Annotated in this window: 13 protein-coding genes and 1 tRNA gene; 8 read left to right on the top strand and 6 right to left on the bottom strand. The window is 69.0% G+C overall.

Annotated elements, in window-relative coordinates; genetic code table 11:
• Positions 1-82: 82 nt before the first annotated feature.
• Positions 83-1,954 carry a glycoside hydrolase family 15 protein gene (locus ACVWZ7_RS14535; protein ID WP_456508293.1) on the top strand — a complete coding sequence of 624 codons (1,872 nt, stop codon included), beginning with the start codon at positions 83-85 and terminating at the stop codon, positions 1,952-1,954.
• A gap of 257 nt (positions 1,955-2,211) precedes the next feature.
• On the top strand, positions 2,212-2,520 hold the full coding sequence (locus ACVWZ7_RS14540) for a hypothetical protein (RefSeq protein WP_116766168.1): 309 nt from the start codon (positions 2,212-2,214) through the stop codon (positions 2,518-2,520).
• Between the two features lie 66 nt (positions 2,521-2,586).
• On the opposite strand, the gene ACVWZ7_RS14545 is transcribed toward ACVWZ7_RS14540, so the two are convergent.
• Positions 2,587-3,504, bottom strand: coding sequence for a CHAD domain-containing protein (locus ACVWZ7_RS14545; protein WP_456508294.1), 918 nt, complete (start codon positions 3,502-3,504; stop codon positions 2,587-2,589).
• A gap of 63 nt (positions 3,505-3,567) precedes the next feature.
• Here ACVWZ7_RS14545 and ACVWZ7_RS14550 point away from each other — a divergent pair, with 63 nt between their 5' ends.
• The 3 genes from ACVWZ7_RS14550 (at position 3,568) to ACVWZ7_RS14560 (ending at position 5,560) form a co-directional block, all read left to right on the top strand.
• A complete protein-coding gene (locus tag ACVWZ7_RS14550) occupies positions 3,568-3,915 on the top strand; it encodes a hypothetical protein (RefSeq protein WP_456508295.1) in 348 nt (115 codons plus the stop codon).
• A gap of 132 nt (positions 3,916-4,047) precedes the next feature.
• Positions 4,048-4,809 (top strand): SDR family oxidoreductase, encoded by a 762-nt coding sequence (locus ACVWZ7_RS14555; protein WP_456508296.1) that lies wholly within the window; start codon positions 4,048-4,050, stop codon positions 4,807-4,809.
• 127 nt (positions 4,810-4,936) lie between these two features.
• Positions 4,937-5,560 carry a dihydrofolate reductase family protein gene (locus ACVWZ7_RS14560; RefSeq protein WP_456508297.1) on the top strand — a complete coding sequence of 208 codons (624 nt, stop codon included), beginning with the start codon at positions 4,937-4,939 and terminating at the stop codon, positions 5,558-5,560.
• A 17-nt stretch (positions 5,561-5,577) separates the two neighbouring features.
• Here ACVWZ7_RS14560 and ACVWZ7_RS14565 read toward each other — a convergent pair whose 3' ends face one another.
• The 3 genes from ACVWZ7_RS14565 to ACVWZ7_RS14575 form a co-directional block, all read right to left on the bottom strand.
• A complete protein-coding gene (locus tag ACVWZ7_RS14565) occupies positions 5,578-5,997 on the bottom strand; it encodes a sterol carrier family protein (protein ID WP_116766163.1) in 420 nt (139 codons plus the stop codon).
• A 241-nt stretch (positions 5,998-6,238) separates the two neighbouring features.
• Complete coding sequence (locus ACVWZ7_RS14570; RefSeq protein ID WP_344366663.1) at positions 6,239-7,255, bottom strand: asparaginase; 1,017 nt, start codon at positions 7,253-7,255, stop codon at positions 6,239-6,241.
• 36 nt (positions 7,256-7,291) lie between these two features.
• The gene (locus ACVWZ7_RS14575; RefSeq protein WP_456508298.1) at positions 7,292-8,881 is read right to left on the bottom strand and encodes a molybdopterin-dependent oxidoreductase; all 1,590 of its coding nucleotides are present in this window, start codon (positions 8,879-8,881) and stop codon (positions 7,292-7,294) included.
• 538 nt (positions 8,882-9,419) lie between these two features.
• On the opposite strand from ACVWZ7_RS14575, the gene purD reads away from it, so the two are divergent.
• Positions 9,420-10,730: a phosphoribosylamine--glycine ligase gene (gene purD, locus ACVWZ7_RS14580; RefSeq protein ID WP_456508299.1), complete on the top strand. Its 1,311-nt coding sequence runs from the start codon at positions 9,420-9,422 to the stop codon at positions 10,728-10,730.
• Positions 10,727-11,722, top strand: coding sequence for a phosphoribosylaminoimidazolesuccinocarboxamide synthase (locus ACVWZ7_RS14585; protein WP_456508300.1), 996 nt, complete (start codon positions 10,727-10,729; stop codon positions 11,720-11,722). Before purD ends, ACVWZ7_RS14585 begins: the two co-directional genes overlap by 4 nt.
• Before the next feature lie 70 nt (positions 11,723-11,792).
• Here the strand turns inward: ACVWZ7_RS14585 and ACVWZ7_RS14590 are convergent, their stop codons facing one another.
• Complete coding sequence (locus tag ACVWZ7_RS14590; protein ID WP_116766294.1) at positions 11,793-13,058, bottom strand: helix-turn-helix domain-containing protein; 1,266 nt, start codon at positions 13,056-13,058, stop codon at positions 11,793-11,795.
• Positions 13,059-13,188: 130 nt separating this feature from the next.
• Here ACVWZ7_RS14590 and ACVWZ7_RS14595 point away from each other — a divergent pair, with 130 nt between their 5' ends.
• Positions 13,189-13,407 (top strand): hypothetical protein, encoded by a 219-nt coding sequence (locus tag ACVWZ7_RS14595; protein WP_116766158.1) that lies wholly within the window; start codon positions 13,189-13,191, stop codon positions 13,405-13,407.
• Positions 13,408-13,620: 213 nt separating this feature from the next.
• On the opposite strand, the gene ACVWZ7_RS14600 is transcribed toward ACVWZ7_RS14595, so the two are convergent.
• Positions 13,621-13,697 (bottom strand) — tRNA-Pro (locus ACVWZ7_RS14600).
• Positions 13,698-13,872: the final 175 nt, after the last annotated feature.

The following is a 13,872-nucleotide window of genomic DNA, read 5'->3' on the forward strand; positions in this document are numbered from 1 at the left end:
GCCGCCTGCGGACGCCGTCGTCGGGCGCCCTCATCGTGCCGCCTCCTCGAACCCGGAGAGCCGGTGTGGCACTGTAAGTGTCATGGCACGCATCGAGGATTACGCAATGGTCGGCGATCTGCACACCGCCGCCCTGATCAGTACAGAAGGTTCCATCGACTGGCTCTGCCTGCCGCGTTTCGACTCGCCTGCCTGTTTCAACGCGCTGCTCGACACGCCCGCGGCCGGACGGTGGCTGCTGGCGCCGGCAGGCGGCGGTGAATGCACCCGGCGCCGCTATCGCGCAGACACCCTGATCCTGGAGACCGAATGGGAGACGCCCGAGGGGGCGGTCAGGATCATTGACTTCATGCCGCCACGTGACGAGGTGGCGGACATCGTGCGGATCGTAGTGGGCGTCCGCGGCACCGTGCGGATGCGCGGCGAGCTGGCGCTGAGGTTCGACTACGGCCATATTGTGCCATGGGTCCGCCACGACGAGCACGGCATCCACGCCGTTGCAGGGCCTGACGCCGTCTACCTCGTGACTGAGGCGCCGCTGCGCGGCGAGCGGATGCACACGGTCAGCGACTTCACCGTCACGGCCGGGGAGCGCGTTCCCTTCGTGCTGACCTGGAGCCCCAGCCACCTCGCCCGGCCGCGCACCGTGGACCCGGAAGCGGTCCTGGTGTCCACTGAGGAGTTCTGGCACAGCTGGTCTGCCAAGTGCACGATCACCGGGCCGTACCGCGACGCGGTCCAGCGCTCGCTGATCACGCTCAAGGCCTTGACCTTTGCCCCCACCGGCGGCATCGTCGCCGCCGTCACGACGTCCCTGCCGGAGGAGATCGGCGGCACCCGGAACTGGGATTACCGCTTCTGCTGGCTCCGCGACGCCACCCTGACGCTGCAGGCGCTGCTGGCCGCAGGTTACACGCAGGAGGCCGGTGCATGGCGTGACTGGCTGCTCCGTGCCGTCGCCGGGGATCCCGCCGATCTGCAGATCATGTACGGACTCCACGGGGAGCGCCGCTTGCCGGAGACCGAACTTCCCTGGCTCAAGGGATACGAAAATTCCGCTCCCGTGCGCACCGGGAACGGCGCGGCAGGGCAGCTGCAGCTGGACGTCTGGGGCGAGGTGCTCGATTGCCTGTCCCTGACACGGAACTCCCTGCTGAAGCACACCGACGACGCCTGGGACGTCCAGGTGGCCCTCATGGAACACCTTGAGACGGCATGGCGCCAACCGGACAACGGGTTGTGGGAAATGCGCGGTCCGCAGCGCCACTTCACGCACTCCAAGGTCATGGCATGGGTGGCGGCGGACCGCATGGTCAAGGGCGTCCGGGACTTCGGCCTGACCGGCCCGGCCGACCGCTGGGAGGAGCTGCGTGACACCATCCACGCCGAGGTCATGGCCAACGGGTTCGACGCCGAACGCAACACGTTCGTGCAGTCCTACGGGCGGCCGGAACTGGACGCGAGCCTGCTGCTGCTGCCCCGGGTCGGCTTCCTTCCGCCGGATGATCCGCGCATCATCGGAACCATCGACGCCGTCCAGCGCGAGCTGACGCACGACGGCTTCCTGCGCCGCTACCTGCCAACGGAGAGCGGCGACGGGCTCCCCGGCGAGGAAGGGGTGTTCTTGGCGTGCTCCTTCTGGCTGGTGGAGGCCCTGATCGGGGCGGGCCGGCGCCATGAGGCCCGGGAACTGTTCGAACGCCTGCTGGCGCTGCGCAACGACGTCGGACTCCTCAGTGAGGAGTGGGGCGTCGAGGCCGGCCGGCAGCTGGGCAACACGCCGCAGGCCTTCAGCCACTTCGCCCTCATCATGAGTGCACTGGAGCTCCATGATGACGGTGTCCGCCGCAGCGACACCCCGCTGGACGCGGGCGGCGCCGCGCGCCACCCCGGACCAGCCGAACACGCCGGGCTGGCGGGACACCCGGCTCAGGGCGGGACCCCGCGCCCTTGATCCGCCGCTGACACGCGCTTAGTCGGCGTCGGTCAACCGCGCCCCTGAACTGTGCCCGACGTTAATTGTGCCTCAAGGGAATTGTGCCCACGGCGGGCGCCTGAGCATGCCAAGCGCCGGCCCGGCGGCGTTCCGGCGCCCGTCCGGGCGTGCAGCCGGCGAAGCCTTCGGGGCTTTCGCCCGACCGTCAAGTAAGTATACTTACTAATATCCCGGCACGGGATATGGCGGGGGATACATGGAACGAGGAGTGTGCAATGGCGGGATATTTCGAGCTCGTGGACGCGCCCGAGGGCGGCTACCGCATTCGGATGTTGGACGGTGCGGGCGAACTGATGGCGGTCTCCATCACCTTTCCCAGCAAGAGGGCGGCGGTGGCCGGCGTCGCCCAGGCGCGGGAGATCGCCGGAACCGGCCTGATCCGGGACCGCAGTTCCGATGCCCCGGCCGCCCGGCACGGCTCGACGCCGCGGGTGATCCGGCGGGCCCTCGGCACGGCCGGGCGCTCAGCGCCCGCGACCGGCGGCTCGCTGGCGGCCGGGAAGAGGACGCGTGCCCGCCACTGATCGGCGCTGAACGGATGGGGCGCTGAACGGATGGGGCCGCGCTGATCCGATTGCCGCGCAGCCCGGCTACCCGTCCCGTGGTCCGGGGAACTTCTTCCAGGCCTTAGCGAAGTCCGCCTCGGCCTGGGCGGCCAACTGGCCCTCGCGGGCGTGCAGCCGCCCGAAGGTGAACCCGGGTTCGCCGCTGCCCGCGGCACGCCGTCCGAGTTCACTCAGCAGGGTCTGTGCCACCACGCTGTCCTGGTGCAGGCCCAACGCGGTTTGAATGTGCCGCGCCGCCAGGGCCGTCCGGGAAAGCCTTTTCGCGTCCCCTTTCCCGGCCACGGTAGCGGCGAACTCGGCGGCATAGCGCAGACGTTTGGCCGATTTGCGGACCTCGTGCAGACCTTCATCCCGGGACGCGGCTTCAGCGTGGGAAGGGATACCCGGTCCGCCGCCGGCCCGCGGAGCCAACCCGTCCACCGAGCGCCTGAGCCGTGCCTCATCCTTGGCCACGAGCTTCCGCACAGTCTTATGCGGAGGCCGGGAGGCCTTGGCGGTCAGCGGGACGGCGGTGACAAACTCCGCCAGCCGGCCGAGCAGGAGGGCATAGCGTTCGCCGTCGAGGGCCACGATCACATTTTCCATGCCCGCGGCGGCGGAGGCATCCAAAGTTTCGTCGATCCGTTCGGCCGCCGGACCGATAACCAGCCCCGGGGGCTCTTCGGCGAGCAGTTCCCTGAGCCGGTCCTGGACCACCGTCGGGTCCCGGGCGGCGCCGAGCACCCCGGAGATCCACTGGAGCTCGGTGCGGATGTCATCAGCGGCGCCGGCGGCAAAGAGGGTTCGTCCCGTGGCCAGCAGCGAACGGAGCCGCCGGGCCGCGACGCGCATCTGGTGGATGGCTTCCGCCTGTCCGGCCCTGGCGCCGGGGCCGTGTCGGCGCAGCTCGCCCAGTTGTTGTCCCAGATAGGCCTGCAGAACATCCCCCGTGGTGGTCGCCATGCTTTACTGTACTGACTTCCCCGGTGCCCGGACAGAGCCCTTCGTACCGGTTACAGTAGGGCCATGGATCCGCGGGGGAATCGGGACGCCGGCCCTGCCGGAACGCGTCTGCTGGGCCGTCTGGCGGTGCCGCTCGTTGCCCTGGCGATGCTGCTCGCGGGCCTGGTCCTGCTGGCCCGGCCGGTGCCGCAGGAAGACTTCGGCTGGTTCGCCTATGCCCCGCTGGCCGCCCGGCCCGTCGTGCCGCAGGGGCTGGTCTTCATGGGCGCCGAGACCTGGACCGGCGTTGCCCTGATCGGCGCCGGCCTGCTGGTCCTGGCGTTCTGGTCCGGCTACCGCGCGGGGCGACAGGTCCGGGACGGGCGGATCGGCAACGGGCAGATCAGGGACCGCGACGACGACTCCCGTTAGGGCCGCGTCCGCCCGACCTCATGAGGGGGCAGTTCGCGGCCGTCGGGGCGCGCAACACTGCCGTGACCGGCCCACTCGGCGGTAGGCTGGCCGGGCAACGGCGCACGCGCGCACCAGTCGAGGAGGACCCCCATGAGCCAGCACCACACCCCCGGACGGGTTGCCGTCGTCACCGGAGCAGGATCCGGCATCGGCCGGGCGGTGGCCCGGCTCATGCTGGCCGAGGGCTACCGGGTGGTCCTGGCAGGCCGGCGGGAAGAGCCCCTGCTGGAGACCGCGGCCGGCCACCGCCAGGCGCTCGCGGTACCGTGCGATGTCACCGTCCCCGCCGACGTCGAACGGCTCTTCGCCGCGGCACTGGAGCAGTGGGAGCGGGTGGACGTGCTGTTCAACAACGCCGGCGTGTTCGGCCCCGCCGCCTCGGTGGACGAGATTACGGTGGCGGACTGGAACGCGACCCTAGCGGTAAACCTCACGGGATCCCTCCTCTGCGCCGCCGCCGCCGTCCGTGCCATGAAGGCCCAGTCGCCCCAGGGCGGCCGGATCATCAATAACGGCTCCATCGCGGCCCATTCGCCCCGCCCCAAGACCGTGGCCTACACGGTGACCAAGCACGCGATTACCGGGCTCACCAAGAGCATTGAGCTCGACGGGCGCGGGTTCGGCATCACCTGCGGACAAATCGATATCGGCAATGCGGCCACGGATCTCATGGACGAGATCGGCGTGGGCTCCGGGGCCGTGCAAGCCGACGGCAGCCGCAGGGCCGAACCGACATTTCCGGTGCAGGACGCCGCCCGGGCCGTGCTGCTCATGGCCGGGATGCCGGCGTCGGCCAATGTGGGGTCCCTCGTGGTCACGGCCGCCGGCATGCCGTTCATCGGCCGGGGCTAAGGGGCCGGATGCACAGCGGGACTCGTGTCGAGCCGTCGATACCTGTTGCTTCGCAGTGGGATCCTGTGACAGCCTCGAAGTGATCCCGTCGCCGGGGCGACGACGGGCGACAGAGAAGGAGCCCGGCATGGGACTCATCCATATCGACCTTTTCACCACACTCGACGGCGTCGCGCAGGCACCCGGCGGCCCGGACGAGGACGCCGACGGCGGTTTCGCGTTTGGCGGCTGGCAAGCGCCTCTCTTGGACGAGGTCGTGGGCGAGCAGGTCGAATCCGGGATGGCGGGGATGGACGCGCTGCTGCTGGGGCGCAGAACCTACGACATTTTCGCCGCGTACTGGCCGCACGCGGACGGGAGCATCGCGCGGCTGTTCAACCGCCTTCCGAAGTACGTGGCCTCGCGCCAGACGCCGACTCTCGAGTGGGCCGACTCCGCCCTGCTCGGTCCTGATGTCGTCGCCGCCGTCCGCGAACTGCGCGACCGGCACGCCAACATCCACGTCATCGGCAGTCTTGACTTCGTGCAGACCCTGTTCGCCGAGCGGCTCTTCGATCGGCTCACGCTCTGGGTGTATCCGATCCTCCTCGGCCGTGGAAAGAAGGTCTTCGCCGACGGGGTCGTTCCGACGAACCTCGCACTCATCGAGCCGGTCGTCGCCTCACCGAAGGGTGCGGTGCTGCAGCGCTACGCGCTCGCCGGTGGCACGCCTGGCGTCGGCGATATGGCGGCCCGCAACCAGGAAGGCTAGGGCGTGTTGTCCATGCCCTAGAGGGGCAGGAGCGCCGAGAGGTCCGCGCGCAGTCCCGAGGCGGCAACCTTGCCGGCCGCGACGGCATCCGCCCAGCTCAGCTGCCCGCTGACCATCGCCAGCCAGGTGGCGGCGTCGCACTCGATGACGTTCGGGGGAGTGCCGCGCGTGTGCCGCGGGCCCTCCACGCATTGTGTGACGCCGAACGGCGGGACGCGCACTTCCACGGAGTTGCCGGGTGCCCGGGCGGTGACCTCCTCCAGCGAGTAGCGCACCGCCGTCGCGATCGTGCTGCGCGGGACGGTGCCGGCGGCCCCGCTTCCCGGCACTGTGGCTCCCGGCAGTGTGGCTCCCGGCAGTGCCGGGGTGGCGTCCTGCCATGCGGCGAGCGCCGCGCGGCCCTCGTCCACGGCGATGCGTCGGCGCGATACGGCCACGTTCCTGCCTCCAGCCTGGCGATGTCACGGCCGCCGCTCGGCGGCCTCCCACCAGCCTATGCCACCGAAAGGGCCGGTCCGGAAGGGTCCGGAAGGTCCGTGATCGGCCGTGACCGGCCGTGACCGGCCGTGACCGGCCGTGACCGGCCGTGACCGGCCGTGACCGGCCGCCGGGCTGCCTCGGACCGGAGCGGACGTCCCAGTCCAGAAGTGTCAGTCCAGCAGCGTCAGTCCAGCAGTGTCAGTCCAGCAGTGCCGCGACGGCCCGGCCGAGCCGGATCTTGCCGACGGGGCGTCCGCCGCCCAGGACGGGGTCCACTACTTTGTCCAGCACGCTGGAAACTTCGGGGATTTCGACGGCGCCCGAGGCGGCCAGCAGGGTCAGCCCGACGAGGGTCGTGGCCCGGATGTTGCCGTCGAGCATCTTGATGGCGACGGAGACGCCCTGCCGGGTGGCCATGACCAGCACGCCTTCAGCGCCGATCTTGGCCAGGATGCCGAGTTCGTCCATGACGATCGTGTTGGTCTGTCCACGGCCCTGGACGGCCCAGGGGTAGTCCAGCATGGAGGTGGCGATCGTGGCGGCGCGCGCGTTGGAGTTCTTGTCGCCCGGAGCCTTGGCCAGCTTCGAGTAGGCCCGGGCCAGACCGGTCAGGGAGACTGCGGCAACCGGTGCGCCGCAGCCGTCTATCCCGAGATGCGCAATGCGTTCGCCGCAGTACTCCTCGATCACGGAGCGGATGCGCTGCTGCAGCGGGTGGTTGGGTTCGAGGTAGCTGTTCTTGTCCCACCCGTTCTCCGTGCACGCCCACAGGAACGCCGCGTGCTTGCCCGAGCAGTTGAAGGCTAGCCTGGACTTGCCGCGCTCGGTCTGGACGAGCCAGTTCCGGGCCGTCTCGTCCTGCGGCCAGTCGGCCGGGCACTGCAGCTGGTCCTCCTTGGCCCCGGCCGCCTTGAGCATGCCTTCCACCACATCCATGTGGTCAAGGGATCCGATGTGGCTGCCGCACGCAATGGCCACCTGGGCACCCCGCAGAGGCACGCCGGACTGCATCGAGGCCAGGGCCTGCAGCGGCTTGAGCGTGGACCGGGCAAAGATGGGGGCGGTGACATCTCCGAGCTCGATCACCACGGTTCCGTCCGCGGCCATCACCACAGCCGAACCGATGTGGCGGGACTCCACGAAGCCGCTGCGTTCGATGACTGCCAGTTCGACGGCGGAGTCGACTGTGAAAGTTGCATGCGGGTTCAAAGCCATGCAGCAAGTGTATGGTGCCGGGTGCGGATACCCCGGTTATTCCACGGTCACCATGACCGACTGCCAGCCGGAGGCGCCGTCCGGCACCGGATCCGCCCGCTTGTCCGTTTGCACCTGGCCGGTGCCGTCCGTGGCGCGGACCTTGATGTAGTGCGGGCCGGGCGTGGCATCCCAGTCCAAGGACCACTGCCGCCACGTGATGAGCGAGGCCTCATCCGAGAGCACAGCCTCGGTCCACGGACCGTTGTCGATCTGCACCTCGACCTTGGTGATGCCGCGGGTCTGGGCCCATGCGGTGCCCCCGAGCGCGACTTTTCCGGCCGGGACCTTGGCGAAGGACTTGGGCACTTCCACCCGGGCCATGGTTTTGATCGGGCCCCGTTCGGACCAGCCCCGCTGGGTCCAGTACGCCTTGTTGTCGGCGAACCGGGTCACTTCCAGGTCGACCACCCACTTGGTGGCCGAGACGAAGCCGTAGAGCCCGGGGACCACCATCCGGACCGGGTAGCCGTGTTCGAGCGGGAGGGGTTCGCCGTTCATGCCGATCGCCAGCATCGCGTCGCGGTCGTCCTGGAGGACCTCCAAAGGGGTGGAGGCGCTGAAGCCGTCAACCGACGTGGACAGCACCATGTCCGCGCCCTGCGTGGGCCGTGCCATCTTCAGGACGTCGCGGATGGGCATGCCCAGCCATTTGGCGTTGCCGGCGAGGTTGCCGCCGACCGGGTTGGACACGCAGGTCAAGGAAACATGGGATTCGATGAGCCGGGCGTCGAGGAGGTCCTGGAAGGTGAGCCTGACCTCCTGTTCCACGAGGCCGTGGATGCGCAGCTCCCAGTCCTGGGCGTTGATTTCCGGCACACTGAGGGCCGTGTCGATTCGGTAGAAATCCTTGTTCGGGGTCAGCCACGGAGTGACGCCGGGGGCTTTGGACTGCACACCGGCCGGGACCGCGGCGGCGGCCTTGGCAGGTGCGGGCAGTTGCAGCGACTCACGCGCCGCCGCCACGTTACTGCGGGCGGCGCTGAGCATCCGGCCGCCGGTGGCGGCAATGGCCGAGGCGGCCGCGGTGATGCCGGCGGCGGCGAAGAATCCGCGCCGGGTGGTCGCCGGGCGCTCGGGTTCCTTCGCTGCGAGGTCGGCCGCCTGGTCCGGCCATTCCTGCATCCGCCACAGCCGCGTGATCAGGAACCGGAGTACCACCAGCCCGGCCGCGGTGCCGATCAGGGACGGGACGGCGTCGACCGGTTTGACACTGGCCCGCGTCACCACGCTCCCGACGATCACGGCGCCCATCAGCAGCACTCCGGCCACGCCCAAGGCCCACTTCCGGTAGGCCACAATGCCGAGCACGCACGCCAGGAGCAGGATCGTGACACCCATGCCGACGAACAGCGCCGCCTTGTCGTTGGTGCCGAACGTTTCAACGGCAAAGTTCTTCATCCATAGCGGCGTAAAGTCGATGAACGTCGAGCCCAAGGCAATCAGGGGCGTTGCCCGCGTGGTGAAGAAGGCACCAATCAGTTCCGCGACGGACAGGACGACGGCGGCGGCGGCCACTCCGGCCACCGCGGCCAGGGCTGTGGCGCCGCGGGACCGCTTGCTGGGCTTCATGCTGGGCTTTGTCATACAGGCCATTCGTAGCCGCAGGGCCGCCGGATTTGTCTAGCGAGTGGACATGCTCCCGGGCGACCCGTCGAAAGGGACATGCTCCGCCGCCCCTCGGCAGCGAATGGACATGCTCCTTGGCCCGGAGGACATGTCCAGCCCTGGTATCCGGGAGCGGACATGGTGGCATTATGTCCAGTGGCCGCGGCCGGGACTGGGCATGTGCGGGGGAGTTTCTGGGCAAGGGCGTGGGCCGAGGACTGATGTCGTGCCTGGCGGAAGGGCATGTACCGCGGCCACTCGGCAGCGAATGGACATGCTCCGTGGCCGCGTCCCGGGGACTGGACATGCTCCTTGGCCCGGGGGACATGTCCAGCCCTGGTATCCGGGAGCGGACATGGTGGCATTGTGTCCAGTGGCTGCGGCCGGGACTGGGCATGTCCCACGGATTACGCGGTGCCGGGGCATGTCCGGGCATCTCCCGGGCGGAAGATTGAGCATGTCCAGCGGCCGACACAGCTTAGGAGCCTGCGGGGTGCACCACGTACCCTTGGAGACTGTGAAGGTACTTGTCATCGGCCCCGGCGGCCGCGAACACGCCATTGTCCGATCCTTGCTTGCAGACCCCAACGTGTCCGAGGTCCACGCGGCCCCGGGCAACGCCGGCATCAGCGCGCTCGTCCCCACCTACGAGATCGACGCGAACGATCCCGACGCCGTCGCCGCGCTCGCGGTCAAACTCACCGTGGACCTGGTGGTGGTCGGTCCGGAGGCGCCGCTCGCCGCCGGAGTGTCCGACGCCGTCCGAGCCGCCGGCATCCCGGTCTTCGGGCCCAGCAAGGCCGCTGCCCAGCTGGAAGCGTCAAAAGCCTTCGCCAAGGAGGTCATGGCCGAGGCCGGCGTCCCCACGGCGATGGCCCGTGTGGCCTCCAACGCCGAGGAAGCCGCCGACGCCCTCGACACCTTCGGCGCCCCCTACGTCGTCAAGGATGACGGGCTCGCCGCCGGCAAGGGTGTCGTGGTCACCTCCAACCGCGACGAGGCCCTGGCGCACGCCCAGAGCTGCTTCGACGCCGGCGGCACCGTGGTCATCGAGGAGTTCCTGGACGGCCCCGAGGTCTCCGTGTTCGTCCTCTGCGACGGCCGGAACACCGTCGCCCTGTCCCCGGCACAGGATTTCAAGCGCATCTTCGACAACGACGAAGGCCCCAACACCGGCGGCATGGGAGCGTACACCCCTCTGGAATGGGCCCCCGACGGCCTGGTCCAGGAAGTCATCGACCGCGTCGCCCAGCCCACGGTCAACCAGATGGCCCACCGCGGCACGCCGTTCGTCGGCGTCCTGTTCGTCGGCCTGGCACTGACCTCGCGCGGCACGCGGGTCATCGAATTCAACGTCCGGTTCGGTGATCCCGAAACCCAGGCCGTCCTCGCCCGGCTCAAGACACCCCTCGGCGGGCTGCTCATGGCTGCCGCGAAGGGCGAACTGGACAAGGTACAGCCGCTGCGCTGGTCCAAGGACACCGCCGTCGCCGTCGTCGTGGCCGCGGAGAACTACCCCGGCACCCCGCGGACGGGCGACCGCATCCGGGGCCTGAAGAAGGTTGACGCGCTGGATGGCGTCCACGTCATCCACGCCGGCACGAAGCTGGACGAGGAAGGCCGCGTGGTCTCCGCCGGCGGCCGCGTCCTGGCCGTTGTGGCGCTGGGCACCGACCTCGTGGAGGCCCGCGAGCGGGCGTACGACGGCGTCGAACTCGTCCAGCTGGACGGCAGCCAGTTCCGCACCGACATCGGCCGCAAGGCTGCCCGCGGTCAAATCCAGGTGACGACGCCGGGCGCCCCGGCCGCGTCGAAAGCGAAGGCATGACCGTGACGGATCCCGCAGCCTCGACCCCCGGCCCCGCACAGTCCGGCCCCGCACCGTCCGCCACCCCGCCCAAGGGCGGTCTGGACACCGCCACGCAGGACCTGCCGGGCTGGCAGCACGTCTACTCCGGCAAGGTCCGTGACCTCTATGTCCCCGCGGACGCGGCCATCACGGAGCGCGTCGGCCAGGACTGCGTCCTGGTGGTGGCCAGCGACCGCATCAGCGCCTACGACCACGTGCTGGCCAGCGAGATCCCGGACAAGGGACGCATCCTGACCCAGCTGAGCCTGTGGTGGTTCGAACAACTCGGCGTCGCGCACCATGTCCTCGCCTCCACGGTCGACGGCGGTGTTCCCGCCGCCGTCGAGGGCCGGGCGATGATCTGCCAAAAACTGGACATGTTCCCGGTCGAGTGCATCGCCCGCGGCTACCTCACCGGCTCCGGGCTCCTGGAGTACCGCGAGTCCGGCACCGTGTGCAGCATCCCGCTGCCCGCCGGCCTCGTGGACGGATCGCGGCTGGATGAAGCCCTCTTCACGCCGTCGGCGAAGGCCGAGGTAGGCGAGCACGACGAGAACATCACCTACGACGCCGTCGTTGGCCTCGTCGGTACGGAGGTCGCGGCCAAGCTCCGTGAGCTCACCCTGGAGATCTACACCAAGGCCGAGGACATCGCGCGCGGCCGCGGCATCATCCTGGCCGACACCAAAGTGGAGTTCGGCGTCGACGCGGCGACCGGCGTGATCACCCTGGGCGACGAGGTGCTGACCCCGGATTCCTCACGTTTCTGGGATGCGGCCACGTACCGGCCCGGGCAGGCCCAGCCGTCCTATGACAAGCAGTACGTGCGCGACTGGCTGACCTCGCCGGCCTCCGGCTGGCACAAGGCCTCCGACACGCCCCCGCCGGCCCTTCCGGCCGACGTCGTGGCCCGCACGCGCAGCCGCTACGTGGAGGCCTACGAGAAGCTCACCGGCCGGACGTTCGCCTAATCCGGCGGTCCCGCCGGCACCGTTCGCCGGGCCCATCACGGGACCCGGCCGTACGGCCTGTGGGGCGGGGCTAGGCTTCGGCGGACGCTGCCTCGGCGCGCCGCTGGGCGAGCCGGATCTCGAGCACGGCATCCAGTGCCTGCTGGACCCGGTCCGAAGCTCCCGCCGCGCTGAATTCCTTCTGGGCTTCCTCGAGATAGACCAGCGCCTCGGCGGATTCCCCGGCAGCCTTGAGGGCCTTGCCCAGCAGCAGGGACACTTCGCCGGCCGTGTGCCGGGCCAGTGACTCGCGCTCCGCGTGGATTTCGCGCAGCTTCTGGACGGCCGCCACGATGTCCCCGGTGAGGTAGAGCCAGCGGGCCCGGATAAAAGCGACTTCCAGCTGGTCGGTCTTGTTGCCGCCCACAATCGAGAGGGCCAGTTCGGCGCGTTCGATCGAGGACAGGGTTTCGGGTTCGACGATCCCCGAGGAGAGCCGGACCGCCGCCGAGGCCTTGTTGAACCGGGCCCACAAGTCGATGTCGTTCGCCGGGGAGAGCAGCCGGCCGGCACGCTCGTGGTATTTGATGCCCTCGGCGTAGTCGTGGCGCATGAATGCTACGTTGCCGATCACCCAGGCGACCTCGCCGGCGAGCTGGGACATGGAGTGGTCATCCATCTGGTCGTTCATGGCCTGGCAGTACTCCCAGGCCTCATCCAGCCGGCCACTCTCGGCCAGGGCGCCGATGAGCGCCCGCAGCGCGCCGATAATCATCGTGGAGCCCTTGGGCAGCTGGGCGCAGAGGCGCACCGCTTCCTGCGCATGTTCGACGGCGGCCGTCAATTGGCCCTGCCCCTGCGAGGCGGCGGCGAGCATCTGTTGGGCGCGGACGCCGAGCCCGGCCGATTCCGCGGCCATCGGGTGCTCCAGGAGATTCCGGACGACGTCCTTGCACTCCTGCCAGAGGCCCTGCTTGATCAGGCACTCGGCCTGCATATAGGTCATGTTCCACCAGGCGCTGGTGTTCTTGGCTTCCAGGGCGATCTTGGCGGCGGCGGCGGCGTGGGTGGCGGCCACTGGGTAGTCGCGGAGGTCCCAGGCCTGCCGGGCGTACAGTCCCGCGAGCACATATTCGGCGTCGCTGACGGACACCGGCTGGCTCCAGGCTTCGAGCGCTTTGGGGGCAAGTTCGAGCCGGCGCGCAAGCTCTTCGATGACATCGGCAGTGGGCTCGCGGCGTCCGGTTTCCAGTAGCGAGATATAGCTGGGGGAGTACAGGTCACGGCCCAGTTCCGCTTGCGTCAGGCCCCGTTCGAGCCGTTCCGCGCGGAGCTTCTCCCCAAATCCGTTCCCCACGGACACCTCCTAATTCCGGACATTCTTTGTACTAAATGCTTGACAGTCTCTGTGGAAACCATTTTACAATGTGTGTCAACAAGGGTAGTGCTGACTTGGTTAAGGACCCCGACTCTTATTGAGGAACTCTATGTTGAAGAAGATTGCAGCCGGCGCCGTTCTGGCGGGCGCACTGGCATTCTCCGCCGCGGCTCCGGCCGTGCTGTCCGCTGCTTCACTTACCGATGTCTCACACGTTGCCGCGGTCGGCAACTGGCCGGATCCCATGCGCACGGCCCAGGCGGTCGGCAACTGGCCCGACCCCATGACCCACTCGCTCAATGTCGGCAACTGGCCCGACCCGATGTAACAGATTCGATGTGACAGATCCGGCGCAGCGCCTGCCGGCCCGCGTCACAAACATCCACCACGGCTATCCAGCGCAGCCCCGGGGACTGTTTCCCGGGGCTGTGCCGCGTCCGGCGCAAATCCCCGGCGGAAGGATTTTCCTATTTTCGCGGGGGACCAAAAGTGCGGGCAAAGAAAAAGAGGACCCTCCGCGTGGAGGGCCCTCTTTTATCTGTGGTCGGGATGACAGGATTTGAACCTGCGACCTCGTCGTCCCGAACGACGCGCGCTACCAAGCTGCGCCACATCCCGATCCGTTGCTTCAAAAGCAACTTCACAAGAGTATCCGATCATGGCCCCGGATGTGAAATCGGGCGTGAAACAGGGTGGAACACCGGTGCGTGGGGACGGGTTCGAGGACGTGAAGACGGCGTAGGACGCCGGCACCGGACGCCGGACGCCGTCGTGCGAACCGCGGGGGAGCGGG

It is taken from the genome of Arthrobacter sp. TE12232 (assembly GCF_054062615.1).